Genomic DNA, 18,699 nt, shown 5'->3' with positions numbered 1-18,699 from the left:
ATGCAGGACAAACTTCTTAATCCCGGCGCGACCTTCGCGCTGGATAACGCCAGCTTCGCCGTCCCCGGCCGGGTGCTGTTGCAACCGCTGTCGCTCAGTTTTCCCCAGGGCAACGTCTGCGGCCTGATCGGCCATAACGGTTCAGGTAAATCCACCCTGTTGAAACTGCTCGGGCGGCACCATGCCCCCAGCAGCGGTCAGGTCTTGCTCAATCAGCAGCCGTTGGCGCAGTGGGACAGCAAATCCTTCGCCCGCCAGGTGGCTTACCTGCCGCAGCAGTTGCCGGCGGCGGAAGGCATGACGGTGCGCGAGCTGGTGGCCGTCGGCCGCTATCCGTGGCACGGCGCGCTGGGGCGTTTTGGTGCCAACGATCGCCAATTGGTCGAAGAGGCCATTTCACTGGTGGGGCTGAAGCCGTTCGCCAACCGCCTGGTGGACAGCCTGTCCGGCGGCGAGCGCCAACGCGCCTGGCTGGCGATGATGGTGGCGCAGGACAGCCGCTGCCTGCTGCTTGACGAACCGACGTCGGCGCTGGACATCGCGCACCAGGTCGAGGTGCTGGCGCTCATCCAGCGTTTGAGCCGCGAACGCGATCTCACGGTGATCGCCGTGCTGCACGACATCAACATGGCGGCACGCTACTGCGACCATCTGGTGGCGCTGCGCGGCGGGGAAATGATCGCCCAGGGCGGCCCGCTGGAACTGATGCAGGGGCCGGTGCTGGAGCAAATTTACGGTATTCCTATGGGCACGTTGCCACACCCGAGCGGTGGCGCGCCGGTGAGTTTTGTCTACTGATGTCTTCTGCATTCACTTCTTCTCACGATCCGCTGCGCCGCCGTTTGTTGATGGCGCTGGCGCTGTCGCCGCTGTTGGGCTCGTTGCCCGGCCGAGCGGCGGATGCGCCGCCGGATATCGCGCGCGTTGCGGCGCTGGAATGGCTGCCGATCGAGCTGCTGTTGGCATTGGGCGTGACGCCGCTGGCGGTGGCCGATGTGCATAACTACAACTTGTGGGTGGCGGAGCCGAAGCTGCCGGCGACGGTGGTCGACGTTGGTCAGCGCACCGAACCTAACCTCGAACTGCTGCAGCAGCTCCAGCCTTCGCTGGTGTTGCTGTCGCAAGGCTATGGCCCGACGCCGCGAAAAATCCAACCCATCGCGCCAACCATGAGCTTTGGCTTCAACGACGGCAGCGGCAAACCGCTAACCGTCGCACGCCAGTCGCTGATGGCGCTGGGCCAGCGGTTGGGCATCGAAAGCCGGGCGGTAAACCACCTGGCGCAGTTTGACCGCTTTATGCAGGATGCGCGTCAGCGCCTGCAAAGCTACACCCGGCAACCGCTGCTGTTGTTTTCACTGATCGACACGCGCCATGCGTTGATCATCGGCCAGAAAAGCCTGTTCCAGGAAGCGATGGACCAACTGGGCATTCGCAATGCCTGGCAGGAGCAAACCGACTTTTGGGGCACGGCGGTGGTGGGTATTGAACGGTTGGCCACGGTGCGTAACGCCCGGGTCATCTACCTCGATCACGGCAATCAGGCGATGATGGATAAGGTCAGTGCGACGCCGTTATGGCAGTCGTTGCCCTTCGTGCGGCAAAACCAGCTGCGGCAGGTGCCGGCGGTGTGGTTCTACGGCGCCACGCTGTCGACGATGCGGTTTTGCCGCCTGTTGGCGCAGGCCCAGGAGAGTGGGGCATGAATTCGGGCATCCGGAGATTACCGCTGACGCTGATCCTGCTGTTGCTGGCGGCGGCAGGTGGCCTGACGATATACAACCTGGCGCAGCAGCTGCCGCCGGCGCACTGGGCGCGGGCGCTCAGCGCGCCGGACATCGACGACGTGCGGCAAATGCTGTTCCATTACAGCCTGCTGCCGCGGTTGACGGTGTCGCTGTTGGCCGGCGCCGGTCTGGGGCTGGTCGGCGTCCTGTTCCAGCAGGTGTTGCGCAATCCGTTGGCGGAGCCGTCGACGCTCGGCGTTGCCGCCGGCGCGCAGCTCGGCCTGACCATCGCCACGCTGTGGGTGCTGCCGGGGGGCGAATTCACCCGCCAGCTGGCCGCTATGGTGGGTGCGATTGTGGTGGGCGGGCTGGTGTTCGGCGTCGCCTGGGGCAAGCGGATGTCGCCGGTCACGCTGATTCTGGCCGGGCTGGTGCTGGGGTTGTACTGCGGCGCGGTCAACAGCCTGTTGGCGCTGTTTCATTACGATCAGCTGCAGGGCATGTTCCTGTGGGGCACAGGTGCGTTGAACCAACAGGACTGGAGCGCCGCGCAGTTCATTCTGCCGCGCTTGCTGGTGGCCGGTGCGCTGGCGGCGCTGTTGCTGCGCCCGCTGACGCTGCTGGGGCTGGACGACGGCGTAGCGCGCAACCTGGGGCTGGGGCTGTCGATGGCACGCTTCTGCGCCTTGGGGGTGGCCATTATCTTCAGCGCCATGCTGGTGAGCGCGGTGGGCGTTATCGGCTTTATCGGCCTGTTTGCGCCGCTGATGGCGAAGATGCTGGGCGCGCGCCGCCTGGCGCACCGAATGATGCTGGCGCCGTTGCTGGGGGCGCTGTTGCTATGGTTGACCGATCAGGTGATGCTCGGGGTAACGCAGGTGTGGCGCGAGATCCCGACCGGTGCGGCCACCGCACTGTTCGGCGCGCCGTTGCTGCTGTGGCTACTGCCGCGCCTGCGCAGCGCCGCTACGCCGCCGCCGATGAACCTCGGCGACAAGGTGCCTGCCGAACGTGGGAATCTGCCTACCTGGATCCTGGTGGGCGGCCTCGTACTGCTGATCGGCCTGACGCTGGCGCTGATGCTGGGCAAAAATGCCGGCGGCTGGCACTGGAGCCTGGGCACAGAACTGGACGCTCTGCTGCCGTGGCGTTGGCCGCGCGTGCTGTCGGCGCTGGCGGCGGGCATGATGCTGGCGGTCGCCGGCACGCTGATCCAGAAATTGACCGGCAACCCAATGGCCAGCCCGGAAGTGTTGGGCATCAGTTCCGGTGCCGCTTTTGGCGTCGTGATGATGCTGTTTATGGTGCCGGGCGACGCCTTCGTATGGTTGCTGCCCGCCGGCAGCCTGGGGGCGGCCGCGACGTTGCTGATCATCATGATCGCCGCAGGCCGCGGCGGTTTCTCGACCGAACGTATGCTGCTGGCCGGTATCGCGCTCAGTACCGCCTTTACCACCGTCATCTTCCTGCTGTTGGCCAGCGGCGATCCGCGTATGGGGGGCTTGCTGACCTGGCTCTCCGGTTCGACCTATTCGGTGGAGCCGGCGCAGGCGCTGCGCACTGCGCTGGTGGCCGCCGGATTGATGGTATTGGCGCCGCTGTGCCGCCGTTGGTTGACCATCCTGCCGCTCGGCGGCGCCACCGCCCGCTCGGTGGGCATTGCGCTGACGCCGGCGCGGTTGGCCATTCTGTTGCTGGCTGCCACCCTGACCGCGATGGCGACCCTGACCGTAGGGCCGCTGAGCTTTGTCGGGCTGATGGCGCCGCACATGGCGCGCATGTTGGGCTTCCGCCGTGCGCTGCCGCAGATGGTGATCGCCGCGCTGCTGGGCGGCTTGCTGATGGTGTTTGCCGACTGGTGCGGGCGGATGCTGCTGTTCCCGTATCAGATCCCCGCCGGGTTATTGGCGACCTTTATCGGTGCGCCGTACTTCGTTTATCTGTTGCGTAAGCAGACGTCGTAAGCGGCGTCTCGGCCGTGCTTTTTCTGTCATCAAAGGCTCAGCGTCGCTGGGCCTTTTTTTATTTTTCAGGGTGTTGCAAGGGGCTGCGAACGGGTGAGCAAAAACGATATTGCGTGCGAAAAGGAACACGAGGCGTGGCGGTGAGATGAATATACTGCGGGCGGGTGCTCTGGATCTTTGTCTCTGGAGCTTCTGCGAAAGATACAAAGAGAAAAGCCCCGAGTCGATATTCATTAACCCGAGGCCTACTCTAACGCACGACAACGTTAAGTTAGCCTCTTACCCGCCGCGAGGCAAGGAGAAGAAGGCATGATGCCGAACAAACGCAGCCCGTTAAAACTGGTGATTATTTGTGTCACTGTAATATCACTGGCATGGATAACCCGCAGCACGCTGTGTGAGCTGCGGATCCGAGCGGGCACTACGGAGGTTGCGGCCATTTTGGCTTACGAATCCGAACGGTAAGGCAACCCGGCGGCGGGGACTTTGCCTCCGCTTGCCGGCAGTCGATGCGTTGATCCAGGAGCACCCATCCGCTCAAAAAAAAACGGCGAGCCCAGGCTCGCCGTTTTCATGTTGATGTCGGGGCTTATTTCAGGCCGGCGGCATCGCGCAGCAGCGCGGCTTTGTCGGTCGCTTCCCACGGGAAGTGCTCGCGGCCGAAGTGGCCGTAGGCAGCGGTTTCGCGGTAGATCGGCTGCAGCAGATCCATCATCTGGATCAGGCCGTATGGGCGCAGATCGAAGAATTCGCGCACCAGCAGCGTCAGCTGTTCGGTTGGCACTTTCTCGGTACCGAAGGTTTCCACCATGATGGAAGTCGGTTCCGCTACGCCGATAGCGTAAGACACCTGGATCTCGCAGCGATCGGCCAGGCCGGCGGCGACGATGTTTTTCGCCACGTAGCGCGCCGCGTAAGCCGCGGAACGGTCAACCTTGGACGGATCCTTACCGGAGAAGGCGCCGCCGCCGTGGCGCGCCATGCCGCCGTAGGTGTCGACGATGATCTTACGGCCGGTCAGGCCGCAGTCGCCCATCGGGCCGCCGATGACGAAACGGCCGGTCGGGTTGATGTGGTATTTGGTGCCTGCCGTCAGCCATTCCGCCGGCAGGACCGGTTTGATGATCTCTTCCATCACCGCTTCTTGCAGATCTTTCAGCGAGATATCTTCGGAATGCTGGGTGGACAGCACCACGGCGTCGATGCCGACGATTTTGCCGTCGTCGTACTGGAAGGTCACCTGGCTCTTCGCGTCCGGACGCAGCCACGGCAGGGTGCCGTTTTTACGCACTTCGGACTGGCGCTGCACCAGACGGTGCGCGTAGGTCACCGGGGCCGGCATCAGCACGTCGGTTTCGTTGGTGGCGTAGCCAAACATCAAGCCCTGATCGCCGGCGCCCTGCTCGAGAGGATCGGTACGGTCAACGCCCTGATTGATGTCCGGGGATTGTTTGCCGATGGCGCTCAATACTGCGCAGGAGTTGGCGTCAAAGCCCATGTCCGAATGAACGTAGCCGATCTCGCGCACGGTCTTGCGGGTGATCTCTTCGATATCGACCCAGGCGCTGGTGGTGATTTCACCGCCGACCAGCACCATGCCGGTTTTCACGTAGGTTTCGCAGGCGACGCGCGCTTTCGGATCTTGTTCCAGGATGGCGTCGAGGACGGCATCGGAGATCTGATCGGCGATTTTATCGGGATGTCCTTCGGAGACGGATTCGGACGTGAAGAGGTGTTTAGCCATTGTGTTCTGTACCTTGCATAAGACGGGTTAGAAATTACTGCACAGCGCTGGAGATCCGGCATCGAAGCGAAGGGTCTTCCGCTGATGGCGCGAGATGCATCCTGCAACGCCCCTCAGGCAAAGCCGTTAAGCAGTTTATCAGTTAACCAGTATAGATGGATTAACATCTGGACGTCTATTTTAGGTCAGGGTTTAGCCAGATTGCCAGTAATTTTTTGCGCTTTCGCTCTTTTGCGCAAACGGGTTGGCGCCATTTTCATCGCTTGAAACAGTTTTCGGCGAATTTTCATTTTGCTTTTTCACCTGCTTACCGGTATAAACTGCGCGCGCGGTTCATTTGCTGCACAGTACGGCGGTCTGGCGTGGGGGAAGGTGCGATAAACTTCCGCTTTGCATTCGCCGGCGTTGCGCTATTATCCGTCGCGGGCGTTCGCCGTGGCGCCGCCGCTTCATCGAACGGTCACGTTCTTACACTATTTTAGAGGCTGGGTCGTTCACTCCGAACGGCGTGCGTGGAGGTGGTTGGATTAATGATCCGTTGTCTACCGGTTGTGGGTTCCCAACAGCAGTGCCGTTCTGGCGCACATTCTTCTGCTATTTCCCGTCTTGTCTCTCTGTCACTTACCAGGTGCGATAAACACTTGGCCGCTACTCAGGATTCTCGGGCCGGCTAACGGTCGTCTGAAGAACTGAACAAGGGTAGCCTGCAGCCTTCCTGTGGGATGTTTCTTGGCCCGATTCACGAGGTTTGAACAGGGTGTCTTACAATTATATGAGTGATAAACCGATCGCTGACCGCGAACGGCAGTTCTCTTCGCTGCCGCCGGCGCGGCTTGTTGGGTTGTTCTCGCGGGTTGTAGCTGCGATAGTGGCTGACGGTTTCGTCAGTGCGGAATGTGAGGCGAACCATGTCTGATGATCTGTTGATTCACCGTCCGCCGGTTGCGGGCGAGTCTTTATCTTTGCGCTCCATGCAGGAGGTTGCCATGAATGATCGTAATGCCAGCAAGATGCTGCGTACTTATAACGTCGCCTACTGGGGCAACAATTACTATGACGTCAACGAGCTGGGCCATATCAGCGTGTGCCCGGACCCGGATGTCCCGCAGGCGCGCGTCGATCTGGCAGAACTGGTGAAAACGCGCCAGAAAGACGGCCAACGTCTGCCGGCGCTGTTCTGCTTCCCGCAGATCCTTCAGCATCGCCTGCGCTCGATCAACGCCGCGTTCAAACGCGCGCGTGAGTCCTTCGGCTACCAGGGCGGCTATTTCCTGGTGTATCCGATCAAGGTGAACCAACATCGCCGCGTGATTGAGTCGCTGGTGAACTCCGGCGAACCGCTGGGGCTGGAAGCCGGCTCCAAGGCCGAGCTGATGGCGGTGCTGGCGCATGCCGGCATGACCCGCTCGGTGATCGTCTGTAATGGTTATAAAGATCGTGAATACATTCGCCTGGCGCTGATCGGGGAAAAACTGGGGCACAAGGTGTACCTGGTGATCGAGAAGATGTCCGAGATCAACCTGGTGCTGGAAGAAGCCGAACGGCTGAACGTCATACCGCGTCTGGGCGTGCGTGCGCGTCTGGCGTCGCAAGGCTCCGGCAAATGGCAGTCGAGCGGCGGCGAAAAATCCAAGTTCGGCCTGGCGGCGGTGCAGGTGCTGAAGCTGGTGGAAACCCTGCGCGAAGCGGGCCGCCTCGACAGCCTGCAGCTGCTGCACTTCCACCTGGGCTCGCAGTTGGCCAACATTCGCGATATCGCCACCGGCGTGCGCGAATCGGCGCGCTTCTACGTTGAACTGCACAAGCTGGGCGTCAACATTCAGTGCTTCGACGTGGGCGGCGGATTGGGCGTCGACTACGAAGGCACCCGCTCGCAGTCCGACTGCTCGGTGAACTATGGCCTGAACGAATATGCCAACAACGTGATTTGGGGCATCGGCGACGCCTGTAACGAACACGGCCTGCCGCACCCGACGGTGATCACCGAGTCCGGCCGTGCCGTGACCGCGCACCACACGGTGCTGGTCTCCAACGTGATCGGCGTCGAGCGCAACGAGTTCAGCGAACCGCTGCCGCCGGAAGCCGACGCGCCGCGCGCGCTGGAAAGCATGTGGGAAACCTGGCTGGAAATGAACGAGCCGGAAAACCGCCGCTCGCTGCGCGAATGGCTGCACGACAGCCAGATGGATTTGCACGACGTGCATACCCAATACGCGCACGGCATGCTGGATCTGACCAAGCGCGCCTGGGCCGAGCAGCTGTATCTGAACATCTGCAACAAGATCCAGCAGCAGCTCGATCCGAGCAACCGTGCGCACCGTCCAATCATCGACGAACTGCAAGAACGCATGGCGGACAAGTTCTACGTCAACTTCTCGCTGTTCCAGTCGATGCCGGATGCCTGGGGTATCGATCAGCTGTTCCCGGTGCTGCCGCTGGAAGGGCTGGATAAACCGCCGGAAGGCCGTGCTGTGTTGCTGGACATTACCTGTGACTCCGATGGCACTATTGACCACTATGTCGACGGCGACGGCGTGGCGACCACTATGCCGATGCCGCCGTACGATCCGGAGAACCCGCCGGCGCTGGGCTTCTTCATGGTCGGTGCGTACCAAGAGATCCTCGGCAACATGCACAACCTGTTCGGCGACACCGCCTCGGTTGACGTGTACGTGTTCCCGGACGGCAGCGTCGAGACCGAGCTGTCCGACGAGGGCGACACCGTGGCGGATATGCTGGAGTACGTGCAGCTCGATCCGAGCGCGCTGCTGGCCAAGTTCCGCGATCAGGTCAAAGAAACCGATCTGGACAGCGAGCTGCAGGCGCAGTTCCTGGAAGAGTTTGAGGCCGGCCTGTACGGTTATACGTATCTGGAAGACGAGTAACCGCCCTCTTCAGGGGGCAATGTCGGCCCCCTTGAAGCATGAACAAAATGCGGCCATAATCTGCCGTATCGGTAGCACCGAAACAAACATCGAATTACCCGTCATACTTGAAGTAGCCTCTGTGTTGGCTGCGTGCGTTCACCCCAGTTACTTACTTGAGTAAGCTCCTGGGGATTCCCGCCCTGGCCGTCTTGATGCAACTCCAATTATCCAGGGTATCAATCCCTTTCTCGTCGGGCTAACGACGCGGGAGGGATTTTTTTTTGTAACGGCCCGGCGTCTGCGCCCGGCAACTTGTTGAACTACGAGGGTTTACTATGAGCACCTTAGGCCATCAGTCCGATAATTCATTAGTGTCCAACGCCTTTGGTTTCCTGCGCTTTCCGCTGAACTTCATGCCTTACGACAGCGATGCAGAGTGGGTCATCACCGGCATTCCGTTTGACATGGCGACCTCCGGTCGCGCCGGCGGCCGTCATGGCCCGGCGGCCATCCGTCAGGTGTCCACCAACCTGGCCTGGGAAGGCAACCGTTGGCCGTGGAGCTTCGATCTGCGCGATCGCCTGAACGTGGTTGACTGCGGCGACATCGTGTTCAATTTCGGCGATGCGCAGGACATGAGCGACAAGCTGCAGGCGCACGCGGAGAAACTGCTGAAGGCCGGTAAGCGCATGCTCTCGTTCGGCGGCGACCACTTCGTGACTCTGCCGCTGCTGCGCGCGCACGCCAAGCATTTCGGCAAGCTGGCGCTGGTGCACTTCGACGCCCATACCGATACCTACGCCAACGGCAGCAAGTTCGACCATGGCACCATGTTCTATCATGCCCCGAACGAAGGCCTGATCGATCCGCACCACTCGGTGCAGATCGGTATTCGCACCGAGTTCGATCATGACAACGGCTTTACCGTGCTGGACGCCGCGCAGGTGAACGATCGCAGCGTGGATGACCTGCTGACCCAGATCAAAGGCATCGTCGGCGATATGCCGGTGTATCTGACCTTCGACATCGACTGCCTGGATCCGGCGTTCGCACCGGGCACCGGCACGCCGGTGATCGGCGGCCTGACCTCCGATCGCGCGCTGAAACTGGTGCGCGGCATGCAGTCGCTGAACATCGTCGGCATGGACGTGGTGGAAGTGGCGCCGGCCTATGACCAGTCCGAGATCACCGCGCTGGCCGCGGCGACCCTGGGCCTGGAGATGCTGTACCTGCAGGCGGCGAAGAAACACGCCTGACACCAGGCCACTCCTCGCTGAAAAAGCGGCTCCCATCGTATGGGGGTCGTTTTTTTTTGCCCCGAACCGCTCATTTGGCGCCTCTCGTCGTCCCTTTCATTCCGTTGCAACGCCTTTGCGCAACCCCGCGCAGAAATGAAACTGAGTCAGAGAAAAGGAACCGGGAGTGCGGGGAGGATGAATATACTGCGCGCGGGTGCTCTGGATCTTTGTATCTGGAGCCTGCGTGAAAGGTACAAAGAGAAAAGCCCCGAGTCGATATCCATCAACCCGAGGCCAACTCTAACGCCAGACAACGTTAAGTTAGCCTCTTACCCGCCGCGAGGCAAGGAGAAGAAGGCATGATGCCGAACAAACGGAGCCTGTTAAAATTGGTGGTTATTTGTGCCACGGTAATATCACTGGCATGGATAACCCGCAGCACGCTGTGTGAGCTGCGGATCCGATCGGGCAACACGGAGGTTGCGGCCATTTTGGCTTACGAATCCGAACGGTAAGGCAACCCGGCGACGGGGGATGTTCCCCGTCTGCTGATTGTTGGCGTCCAGATCCATGAGCACCCTCTCAACGCTGTCGGTTTTCCGCCGAACAGGACAGGAAAACGGGTTTATGCCCGCTTCACCTGCCGCGCCAGCAACATGCGGCCAAACAGTGCGCCGCCCGCCAGCAGCGTCAGCAACTGCGAGGCGATCAGCACCGCAAAGCCTGAAGACACCTTGCCTTGGCTGGCCATCACCATGCCCATCGCCATTGGCACAAACGCCGAGAATAGATTGCCGATGCCGTTGATCAGCCCATAGGCGCTGCCGACCGCCTCCGACCGCGCATAATGTTGCAGTAGAGTGGGTATCGCTGCGCCCTGCGCGCCCCAACAGGCATTGGCCGCCAGCAGGAAGAAGGCGATCCAGCCAAGCTGATGGCTGTTCATCACGCCATAGATGCACAGCGCGGTCGCTGAACCGCCGCAGACGAAGATGAGCGGCGCCTGATAAGGGCGGATACGATCGAGCAACACGCCGCCGAGGTATTTGGAGGCGATGCTGACGATGAAAGGCAGCGCGGCCATCCAGCCCATCTGCTTGATGGAGAATCCCTTTTCATCGGTCAGATACGCCGGCAGCCAGGCGCTGGAGCCCCACAGATAGCTGAGCGTGGCGATCTCGATCAGCAGGATCCAGCCGAGCATCGGCGTGCGCCAGGCCAGCGCAAAGGTGTGCCAAACGCGGCTCAGCACCGGTTGCGGATCGGCTGGGCGCGAGGATGAAGACAGAGCAAGGGGATGAACGAACAGCCGCACCAGCGCCAACCCCAGCAGCAGGTTGAGCAGCGCCAGCAGGTGAAACGACATCGCCCAGCCGAAGTGCGCCATCAGAAAACTCACCAGCGGAAAGCCGAGCACCAGCCCCAACGAAACGCCCAGCGTGCTGACCGCGTTGGGCTTGCCGCGCTCGTCGGCGGAGAAATGATCGCCGATGTACATGGTCTTCAGCGAGAACAGCGGCCCTTCGCTGACGCCAAGCAGCGCGCGCACCACGCACAGTAGCATCAGCGATCCCGCCAGCGGCGAGGCGGCGGTGAGCAGCGCCCACAGCACCACGCTCAGCGTCAGCGCGCGGCGGTAACCCATCAGCGTTTCCAGAAACGGCGTCAGCAACATGGCGGACAGGCCGTAGCCGAGCAAAAACACCGTCATCAGCGTGCCCTGGTGAGCGCGGTCGCCGCCGAGTTGGAAGTGTTGCAGGAAGTCGGGATTGACCAACATCACGGCGATATTGACCCGATCCGCATAGGCGATAACGATCAGAAACAGCAGGGCGATCACCCCAAACCAGCGTTGACGTTGTTGCACGGTGCATTCCTCAGTGCGAGCGGTTGACGAATTCAGGCAGCAGTAAACTCACCCGAGGATGCCATTTAGCACAAACGCGGGGGATAAGGTCGATTGATGTAAATTTATTGTTATCAAATAGGGTGTGAAAGACAGTGAGAAAACACTTTTACGCGCAATGCATCGTCGGAATCAACGCATTTTTTGCCATAAATTAGTGATAGAGCGCACAACTGACATAGGTTTTTCATATCGGTGCATGATTTCGTGATCCTTCCCGCATTTGTCATTTTTAAACAACTTTTCATTAACATTTGCCGTTCCGCTCGCTTGACGAAAGTTTCGCCAGACTTATAGTGACTGTATTAAATAAGAAACTGAGTTTCATATATGAAACAATCAGATAGAGGACAAAAGCAATGAGCTGGAAGAATGTGTGCGAAGTGTCTCAGGTGAAAGAAGATTTTCCTTTTTCCGGCAAAGTGGAAGGCAAAGAGATCGGGGTGTACCTGCTCGACGGTAACTACTACGCGTTGGAAGACGTTTGCCCGCATGCTTATGCCTTGCTCAGCCAGGGGTTTGTAGACGACGGCAAGGTTGAGTGCCCGTTGCATGAAGCGTTGTTTGACGTGCGCACCGGCCAGTGCCTGCGCGAGCCGGGCGGCCGCGATCTGCAAACCTATCCCACCCGGGTGGTCGACAACCAAATCCAGATCACCTTTATCCCGGAGGAGTAATCATGCAGCACATCACCGATTTCAATCCCTGGCTGCCGGACACCCAACAGGTGACGCCGGCCCGTGAAGGCGGCAACGGCCAAATCCACCAGCCGGGCCAATTTCGCAACGTGATCTGGCAAACCCGCGCTCGGGTGCCGGACGGTTTCGAAACCGCCCTGGTGGCGGCGCTGGAAGCCATCTTCGAGCAGGGGGCGGAAGAGCTGGATCAGATCGTCAGCGCGTTGAACGAGCGCCGTCTGCTCGATCGCAGCGGCCAGCCGTGGAATGAGACGACGTTCCGCGAGTTCCTTCACGTTAACGGTTTTTGAGCCGCATCCGGGAGAAGACAATGACAGTAAACACAACATCATCCTCCGCACACAGCTTGCAGGACTATCTTGACCAGGGGTTGCGCGGCATGTGGTATCCGGTGCTGGCCAGCTGGGAAGTAGGCAACAACCCGGTCGGTATCACCCGTCTGGAACAGCAAATCGTGGTGTGGCGTGACGGTGAAGGCCAGATCCACGCGCTGGAAGACCGCTGCCCGCACCGCGGCGCGCGGCTTTCCATGGGGTGGAATCTCGGCGATCGCATCGCCTGCTGGTACCACGGGGTGGAGGTTGGCGGCGACGGGACGGTGAAAGACGTGCCGGCGGTGGATCGCTGCCCGCTGGTGGGCCAAAAATGCCTGCGTTCTTACCCGGCCAAAGAAGCCTATGGCGCGGTGTTCCTCTATTTCGGCGTGACGGCGGATGAAGCGCCGGCGGAGCTGACTTTCCCGCAAGAGCTGGCGGACGAAGCCGCTTACAGCAACTTCCTGTGTACCGCCAGCTGGGACTGCAACTACCAGTACGCGTTGGAAAACGTGATGGATCCGATGCACGGCACCTACCTGCACTCTTCCTCGCACTCGATGGCGGAAGGGGATCGCAAGGCGGATATGGGGCTGGAGCCGACCGACAGCGGGTTTATCTTCAAGAAAAACGGCCAGATCGGCGTCAACTTCGACTGGGTGGAGTTCGGCAGCAGCGGCGCCTATTGGATGCGCCTGTCGATCCCGTACAAGAAGCGCTTCGGGCCGGGTGGTCACTTCTGGATCATCGGCATGGTGGTGCCGGAAGACAAGGATCACTGCCGGGTATTCTTCTGGCGCATCCGTAAGGTCAAAGACTGGCAGCGCGACATGTGGCGCTTCATGTACCGCAACCGCCTGGAGTCGCTGCATTGGGACGTGCTTGAGCAGGATCGCATCGTGCTTGAGAACATGGCGCCTAATGCCCGCGGCCACGAATATCTGTATCAGCACGACGTCGGTCTTTCTCGCCTGCGCCGCATGATGCAGAAAGAAGCGCAGAAACAGCTGGCGACGTTGCGCGAGCGCGAGGCGGCGCAGTGAACGGCCTGCTGAACGGTAAACGCATTGTTGTCACCGGCGCGGCGCGCGGCCTGGGCTACAGCTTCGCCGCCGCCATCGCCGCGGCCGGCGCGCAGGTGGTGATGTGCGACATTTTGGCGGATGAGCTGATGGCGGGCGGCGCCGCGCTGCGTGAGCAGGGCGCTCAGGTGGAAACGCAGACGATCGATCTGGCGTCACCGGATTCGATCCGTTCGGCGTTCGAGAAGATCGCCGCAGGCGGCGGGATCGACGGCCTGGTGAACAACGCGGCGCTGGCGACCGGCGTCGGCGGCAAAACCATGATGGAATACGATATCGATCTGTGGGATCGGGTGATGCAGGTCAACGTGCGCGGCACCTGGCTGGTGAGCCAGGCGGCGGTGCCGCTGCTGGCGCGCAACCCGCACGCCAAGATCGTCAATGTGGCGTCGGACACCGCGCTGTGGGGGGCGCCGCGCCTGATGGCCTATGTCGCCAGCAAAGGCGCGCTGATCGCGATGACGAGATCGATGGCGCGCGAGCTGGGCCCGCAGGGCATCTGCGTCAACGCCATTGCGCCGGGCCTGACGCGGGTGGAGGCTACCGAGTATGTCCCCGCCGAGCGTCATCAGCTGTACGAGCAGGGGCGCGCGCTGGCCGGGGCGCAGCACCCGGACGATGTGAACGGTACGGTGCTTTATCTGCTGTCGCCGCTGGCGGATTTCGTCACCGGCCAACTGCTGCCGGTCAACGGCGGCTTCGTATTCAATTGACGGCCCGTAGGGCAGGCGCACAGCGCAGGAGCGAAACATGGCGGACGAGCAAGCATGTAAATATCTGATCCCGGGACTGGATCGCGGGTTGCAGTTGCTGCTGGCGTTTGGCGAGCAGCATAAGGAAATGACCTTCGCCGAGTTGCATCGTCTGGTCAACATGCCGAAGGCCACTGCTTACCGCGTGGTGCAGACGCTCGAGCACCTGGGCTTCCTGGAGCGCAATCCGCGCACCAACACCTTTGCGCTCGGCATCAAGGTGCTGCGCCTTGGCTTCGAATACATCGCGTCGCTGGACGTGGCGCAGGCCGGTCAGCCGGTGATCGAGCAGCTGCGCGATCGCAGCCAGTGCAGCAGCCATCTGGCGATCCGCGACGGGCGCGACGTGATCTACATTGCCCGCGTCAGCGCCGCCGGTTCGCAGATCAATCAGGTCAGCGTCGGCACCCGCTTGCCGGTACACCAAACCTCGCTTGGGCGCATGCTGTTGACCAGCGCCACCCGCAGCGAGTTCGAACAACTTTATCCGGACGCGCAGCTGCCGGGCAATGCGCCGGGCACCCCGGCGGATCGCGAAACGCTGTGGCAGATGGTGCAGCAAGACAAAGCGCGCGGCTATGTGATCGGCGAATCGTTCTTCCGCCACGGCATCTCCTCGATCGTCTACCCGATCTTCAACCGCGAGCAGCGGGTCGAGGCGGTCGTCAGCATCATGGTGCCGTCCGATGAGATCCCGAAAGCGGATCGCGAGCGGCTGCGCATGGAAGTGCGCGACGCGGCGGAGAAAATTTCCGGCTTCCTCGGCGCGCCGCCGCAGGCCAACGTCGGCTAACCGACAGGACCGACTCTTTTACTCAGGCAGGGATAAGGCCCGTAGCAAACAGGGGCCGGGGTTCACTCATGCCTGAAAACCGTATGCAGCGAGAACGTGAGGCTGAACAATGAGCGTAATCGGAATCGAAAAACTGGAATTTGGCGTCGAAGATCTGCCAACCTGTGAAAAATTCATGCAAGACTTCGGCCTGCAACCCGCCACGCAACATTGGGGCGAACCGCAGCGCGAATTCACTACCCTGAGCGGGGCGCGGATCGTCCTGCATCCGTTGCAAAGCGCGGCGCTGCCTGCGGCGTTTGAGGGCGGTTCTACCCTGCGCCGCATGACCTGGGGTGTGGCCTCGCCCGCCGATCTGGCACGCCTGCAGCCGCGTTTGGCGTTGATGCCCGGCTTCCGTCAGGTGGGGGAAGAGCTGGAATGCCTCGATCCCAACGGCATGACGCTGCGCTTCGTCGTCAGCCGCCAGCAGGCGGTCGAGGTGCCGGTCACGCCGATCAACCAATGGGGCGACGTGCGCCGCATCGATCAACCCAGCCCGGTCTATTCGCAGGCGCAGCCGATCAACATCGGCCACGTGGTGTTCTTCGTTGAGGATCTGGCGGCGACCGAGCGTTTCTATCGCGAGCTGTTGGATTTCCAGGTTTCCGATCGCTATATCGATCGCGCCGTCTTCCTGCGTACCCAGGCGCGCGGTGGCCACCATAACCTGTTCCTGCTGAAGCTGCCGAACCGCCCACGGGGCCTGAACCACGTGGCGTTCACCGTGCGCGATATCCACGAAGTGATCGGCGGCGGCATCGCCATGAACAAGGAGAAGTGGAGCACCTTTATCGGCCCCGGCCGCCACCCGATCTCTTCGGCCTATTTCTGGTACGTCAACAGCCCGACCGGCGGTGCGTTCGAGTACTACACCAACGACGATTATCTGACGGAAAACTGGCAGCCGCGCGAGCTGGAGCATTCGCTGGTGTCCTTCACCGAATGGGCAGTAGAGGGCGGCATCGATCACGACACGCGCCGCCAGCATAAAAAGGCGGCGGCGTTATGAACCGGCCGGAACACGCGGGCATCGTCATCGTCGGCGGCGGTCAGGCCGGCGGCTGGGCGGCCAAGACGCTGCGCGACCGCGGTTACAGCGGCCGGCTGACGGTTGTCAGCGACGAACCTTACGATTTTTACGAGCGGCCGCCGCTGTCGAAAGCGGCGCTGCTGGATGCCGCGGCTCCCCTCAGCCGGCTGTTCAGCGAACAGGCGGTGGCGGAGCTGAATATCGACTGGCGTCGCCCGCTGCGCGCCGAGTCCATCGATGCAGAACAGCAAATCGTCACGCTCAGCGACGGGCAACGGCTGCAGTTCGAGCAGTTGCTGATCGCCACCGGCGGGCGGCCGCGTGTGCCGAGCGCCGCCTGGGCGCAGCACCCGCGCGTGATGACGCTGCGTTCCTGGGACGATGCGGCCCGGTTGCGGCAGGGCCTGCAGGGCTGCCGTCGCCTGGCGATCGTCGGCGGCGGTTGGATCGGGCTGGAGATCGCCGCTTCCGCGCGCCGTCTCGGCGCCGAGGTGACGGTGTTTGAACGCCAGCCTGCGCTGTGCATGCGCAGCGTCGGCGCCGACGTCTCACAAGCGTTGCTCGAACTGCATCGCCGGCAGGGCGTCACGGTGCTGTGCGGCTGCGGCGAGATCTCGCTGGAAGATCGCGACGGCGCCGCCTGGATCGGCAGCGAAGTCAGCGATCCGCAGGCCTTCGATCTGGTGGTGGTGGGGATCGGCGTCGAGCTGAATCTCGAACTGGCGCGCAGCGCCGGGCTGGCGATCGAGTCCGGCATCGTGGTCGACGGCCAGGGGCGCACCAGCCATCCGGCGATCTTCGCCGCCGGCGACGTGGCGCGCCACCCGACGCTTGGCCTGTGCCTGCAGTCTTGGGCCTACGCGCAAAATCAGGCCATTAGCACCGCCTGCGCGATGCTCGACGCCTTCGCCGCCCCGTATGACGACGTGGCCTGGCTTTGGTCGGATCAATACGACGCCAATATCCAGATCCTCGGTGTGCCGAGCGGCGGCGTGCACCATGTGGTGCGCCGCACGCCGCAGTCGCAGGTGTTCTTCACGCTGAACGCCGACCGGCAGCTGGTGCAGATGGTGGCGTTCAACGACGCGCGCACCATTAAGCTCGGCAAGCGTTGGCTGGCGAGCGGCCGGGTGTTGGATCCGCAGCAGCTGGCGGATGCGGAGTTTTCTTTGATGGCGTTGAAATAACGCCCGAACCTCGGGAGCGTTTTATGACTACGCAAGACATTGACGCCCGCGCTGGACGGGCGGGGGAAGCCGTTGCCGAAAATCCGCAGCAGCGGGTGCGCTGGTCGGTGCCGATCGCGCTGTTTGCCTGCGTGTTGCTGGCGTTTTTCGACAAGATCAGCATCGCGGCGCTGTTTTCCGATAGTGAGTTTCAGCAGGCGTTAGGGATCGGTTTTGACCCGGCGCGGCTGGGCTTGCTGATGAGCGCGTTTCTGTTCTCCTACGGCATTTCCTCGATGCTGCTCAGCGGCATCGGCGATCGGCTTAATCCGGTCAAGGTACTGATTGGCATGATGGTGGTGTGGGGCGTGCTGATGGTGTTGATGGGGATGGTGCGTTCCTATCACGCCATGATGACGCTGCGCATTCTGCTCGGCATCGCCGAAGGGCCGCTGCTACCGATGGCCTACGCCATTATTCGTCAGGCCTTCCCGCCGCAGCTGCAGGCGCGCGCCACCATGCTGTGGCTGCTCGGCACGCCGCTGGGCGCCGCGCTTGGCTTCCCGGTCACCCTGTACATTCTCAATACCTTCGACTGGCAGGCCACCTTCTTCTTTATGGCGTTTCTGACGTTGCCGGTGATGTTGCTGGTGCTGTTCGGCATGCGCCACCTGAACGTCGCGCGTCCGGCGGCGGCGACCAAGCCGGCGGTGTCCGAACGCAAACAGCATCGCCGAGAGCTATTGCGCAGCCCGCACTTTTGGATGATCTGCCTGTTCAACATCGCCTTCCTGACCTACCTGTGGGGCATGAACGGCTGGTTGCCGAGCTACCTGATCAAGGGGAAAGGCATTCATCTGGAGCATGCCGGTTACCTCTCTTCGCTGCCGTTCATCGCTATGCTGCTCGGCGAAGTGCTGGGCGCCTGGCTGTCGGACAAGCTGGATCGGCGCGCGCTGGCCTGCTTCCTGTCGCTATGCGGTGCCGGCCTCGGTCTGGCGGTGGTGCTGCACCTGCAGGGCACCTACAGCGTGATCGCTGCCATGGCCTTCAGCACCTTTATGTGGGGCGCCGGTGCGCCGAATATTTTCGCGCTGTTGGCGAAGGCGACCAGCAGCAAGGTCAGCGCTACCGCCGGCGGTATCTTCAACGGGTTGGGCAATTTTGCCGGCGCGCTGGCGCCGGTGCTGATGGGGGCGTTGATCGCCGCCACCGGCAATATGGATAACGGCCTGCTGTTCCTGGTGGTGATGGCTTTCGTCGGCTGCCTCATTCTGCTGCCGTTACTAAGAAAGTACTGAATTAACAATTGCTAAGCCCAATGGATTTCATGCTGTGGCTAGGCGGCAAGTTCGGGAGTCTCCAGGAGCTTACTG

18 protein-coding genes are annotated in these 18,699 nt (G+C 61.7%); 16 read left to right on the top strand and 2 right to left on the bottom strand.

Annotated features, from left to right (window positions below; genetic code table 11):
• The 4 genes from fhuC (at position 1) to QDT79_RS00540 (ending at position 4,156) form a co-directional block, all read left to right on the top strand.
• A complete protein-coding gene (gene fhuC, locus QDT79_RS00555) occupies positions 1-798 on the top strand; it encodes a Fe3+-hydroxamate ABC transporter ATP-binding protein FhuC (protein ID WP_107227016.1) in 798 nt (265 codons plus the stop codon).
• Positions 798-1,706 (top strand): Fe(3+)-hydroxamate ABC transporter substrate-binding protein FhuD, encoded by a 909-nt coding sequence (fhuD, locus tag QDT79_RS00550; RefSeq protein ID WP_063988735.1) that lies wholly within the window; start codon positions 798-800, stop codon positions 1,704-1,706. The genes fhuC and fhuD overlap by 1 nt, the downstream gene beginning before the upstream one ends.
• Positions 1,703-3,691, top strand: coding sequence for a Fe(3+)-hydroxamate ABC transporter permease FhuB (fhuB, locus tag QDT79_RS00545; protein ID WP_063988736.1), 1,989 nt, complete (start codon positions 1,703-1,705; stop codon positions 3,689-3,691). The genes fhuD and fhuB overlap by 4 nt, the downstream gene beginning before the upstream one ends.
• Positions 3,692-4,003: 312 nt before the next feature.
• Positions 4,004-4,156: a Hok/Gef family protein gene (locus QDT79_RS00540; RefSeq protein WP_039567912.1), complete on the top strand. Its 153-nt coding sequence runs from the start codon at positions 4,004-4,006 to the stop codon at positions 4,154-4,156.
• A 124-nt stretch (positions 4,157-4,280) separates the two neighbouring features.
• Here QDT79_RS00540 and metK read toward each other — a convergent pair whose 3' ends face one another.
• Positions 4,281-5,435 carry a methionine adenosyltransferase gene (metK, locus tag QDT79_RS00535; protein ID WP_016926681.1) on the bottom strand — a complete coding sequence of 385 codons (1,155 nt, stop codon included), beginning with the start codon at positions 5,433-5,435 and terminating at the stop codon, positions 4,281-4,283.
• Positions 5,436-5,965: 530 nt separating this feature from the next.
• On the opposite strand from metK, the gene yqgG reads away from it, so the two are divergent.
• From yqgG to QDT79_RS00520, 4 genes are all read left to right on the top strand, one after another.
• Complete coding sequence (gene yqgG, locus QDT79_RS25140; protein ID WP_464017219.1) at positions 5,966-6,109, top strand: small protein YqgG; 144 nt, start codon at positions 5,966-5,968, stop codon at positions 6,107-6,109.
• A gap of 234 nt (positions 6,110-6,343) precedes the next feature.
• Complete coding sequence (speA, locus tag QDT79_RS00530) at positions 6,344-8,320, top strand: biosynthetic arginine decarboxylase (protein WP_130017599.1); 1,977 nt, start codon at positions 6,344-6,346, stop codon at positions 8,318-8,320.
• A gap of 317 nt (positions 8,321-8,637) precedes the next feature.
• The gene (gene speB, locus QDT79_RS00525; RefSeq protein WP_004937606.1) at positions 8,638-9,558 is read left to right on the top strand and encodes an agmatinase; all 921 of its coding nucleotides are present in this window, start codon (positions 8,638-8,640) and stop codon (positions 9,556-9,558) included.
• A gap of 344 nt (positions 9,559-9,902) precedes the next feature.
• Entirely contained in the window at positions 9,903-10,055 is a 153-nt protein-coding gene (locus tag QDT79_RS00520) for a Hok/Gef family protein (RefSeq protein ID WP_033638576.1), read from the top strand.
• Between the two features lie 110 nt (positions 10,056-10,165).
• On the opposite strand, the gene QDT79_RS00515 is transcribed toward QDT79_RS00520, so the two are convergent.
• Entirely contained in the window at positions 10,166-11,407 is a 1,242-nt protein-coding gene (locus QDT79_RS00515) for an MFS transporter (RefSeq protein WP_308316098.1), read from the bottom strand.
• Between the two features lie 398 nt (positions 11,408-11,805).
• Between QDT79_RS00515 and QDT79_RS00510 the strand changes: the two genes are divergently transcribed.
• From QDT79_RS00510 to QDT79_RS00475, 8 genes are all read left to right on the top strand, one after another.
• Entirely contained in the window at positions 11,806-12,123 is a 318-nt protein-coding gene (locus QDT79_RS00510) for a non-heme iron oxygenase ferredoxin subunit (protein ID WP_063988738.1), read from the top strand.
• Positions 12,124-12,125: 2 nt separating this feature from the next.
• On the top strand, positions 12,126-12,434 hold the full coding sequence (locus QDT79_RS00505; RefSeq protein ID WP_308316097.1) for a recombinase-like helix-turn-helix domain-containing protein: 309 nt from the start codon (positions 12,126-12,128) through the stop codon (positions 12,432-12,434).
• A gap of 20 nt (positions 12,435-12,454) precedes the next feature.
• Positions 12,455-13,501 carry a Rieske 2Fe-2S domain-containing protein gene (locus QDT79_RS00500; protein ID WP_063988740.1) on the top strand — a complete coding sequence of 349 codons (1,047 nt, stop codon included), beginning with the start codon at positions 12,455-12,457 and terminating at the stop codon, positions 13,499-13,501.
• Positions 13,498-14,253 (top strand): SDR family oxidoreductase, encoded by a 756-nt coding sequence (locus QDT79_RS00495; RefSeq protein WP_063988741.1) that lies wholly within the window; start codon positions 13,498-13,500, stop codon positions 14,251-14,253. The genes QDT79_RS00500 and QDT79_RS00495 overlap by 4 nt, the downstream gene beginning before the upstream one ends.
• A gap of 37 nt (positions 14,254-14,290) precedes the next feature.
• Entirely contained in the window at positions 14,291-15,085 is a 795-nt protein-coding gene (locus tag QDT79_RS00490; RefSeq protein WP_063988742.1) for an IclR family transcriptional regulator, read from the top strand.
• Positions 15,086-15,194: 109 nt separating this feature from the next.
• The gene (locus QDT79_RS00485; protein ID WP_107227012.1) at positions 15,195-16,136 is read left to right on the top strand and encodes a VOC family protein; all 942 of its coding nucleotides are present in this window, start codon (positions 15,195-15,197) and stop codon (positions 16,134-16,136) included.
• Positions 16,133-17,344, top strand: coding sequence for an NAD(P)/FAD-dependent oxidoreductase (locus QDT79_RS00480; protein WP_063988743.1), 1,212 nt, complete (start codon positions 16,133-16,135; stop codon positions 17,342-17,344). The genes QDT79_RS00485 and QDT79_RS00480 overlap by 4 nt, the downstream gene beginning before the upstream one ends.
• A gap of 23 nt (positions 17,345-17,367) precedes the next feature.
• Entirely contained in the window at positions 17,368-18,624 is a 1,257-nt protein-coding gene (locus QDT79_RS00475; RefSeq protein ID WP_063988744.1) for an MFS transporter, read from the top strand.
• Positions 18,625-18,699: the final 75 nt, after the last annotated feature.

Source organism: Serratia marcescens (assembly GCF_029846115.1).
Lineage (GTDB): Bacteria > Pseudomonadota > Gammaproteobacteria > Enterobacterales > Enterobacteriaceae > Serratia > Serratia marcescens_L.
Note: the sequence above shows the minus strand (reverse complement) of the source record. Positions and strands in the feature narration are given on the sequence as shown.

Bases quoted from the DNA above. Each gene is read 5' to 3' on its own strand.
- QDT79_RS00490 (WP_063988742.1), top strand. From the start codon at position 14,291: ATGGCGGACGAGCAAGCATGTAAATATCTGATCCCGGGACTGGATCGC.
- metK (WP_016926681.1), bottom strand. From the start codon at position 5,435: ATGGCTAAACACCTCTTCACGTCCGAATCCGTCTCCGAAGGACATCCC.
- QDT79_RS00505 (WP_308316097.1), top strand. From the start codon at position 12,126: ATGCAGCACATCACCGATTTCAATCCCTGGCTGCCGGACACCCAACAG.
- QDT79_RS00485 (WP_107227012.1), top strand. From the start codon at position 15,195: ATGAGCGTAATCGGAATCGAAAAACTGGAATTTGGCGTCGAAGATCTG.
- QDT79_RS00500 (WP_063988740.1), top strand. From the start codon at position 12,455: ATGACAGTAAACACAACATCATCCTCCGCACACAGCTTGCAGGACTAT.
- QDT79_RS00510 (WP_063988738.1), top strand. From the start codon at position 11,806: ATGAGCTGGAAGAATGTGTGCGAAGTGTCTCAGGTGAAAGAAGATTTT.
- speB (WP_004937606.1), top strand. From the start codon at position 8,638: ATGAGCACCTTAGGCCATCAGTCCGATAATTCATTAGTGTCCAACGCC.
- QDT79_RS00480 (WP_063988743.1), top strand. From the start codon at position 16,133: ATGAACCGGCCGGAACACGCGGGCATCGTCATCGTCGGCGGCGGTCAG.
- QDT79_RS00540 (WP_039567912.1), top strand. From the start codon at position 4,004: ATGCCGAACAAACGCAGCCCGTTAAAACTGGTGATTATTTGTGTCACT.
- yqgG (WP_464017219.1), top strand. From the start codon at position 5,966: ATGATCCGTTGTCTACCGGTTGTGGGTTCCCAACAGCAGTGCCGTTCT.
- QDT79_RS00475 (WP_063988744.1), top strand. From the start codon at position 17,368: ATGACTACGCAAGACATTGACGCCCGCGCTGGACGGGCGGGGGAAGCC.
- speA (WP_130017599.1), top strand. From the start codon at position 6,344: ATGTCTGATGATCTGTTGATTCACCGTCCGCCGGTTGCGGGCGAGTCT.
- fhuD (WP_063988735.1), top strand. From the start codon at position 798: ATGTCTTCTGCATTCACTTCTTCTCACGATCCGCTGCGCCGCCGTTTG.
- fhuC (WP_107227016.1), top strand. From the start codon at position 1: ATGCAGGACAAACTTCTTAATCCCGGCGCGACCTTCGCGCTGGATAAC.
- fhuB (WP_063988736.1), top strand. From the start codon at position 1,703: ATGAATTCGGGCATCCGGAGATTACCGCTGACGCTGATCCTGCTGTTG.
- QDT79_RS00520 (WP_033638576.1), top strand. From the start codon at position 9,903: ATGCCGAACAAACGGAGCCTGTTAAAATTGGTGGTTATTTGTGCCACG.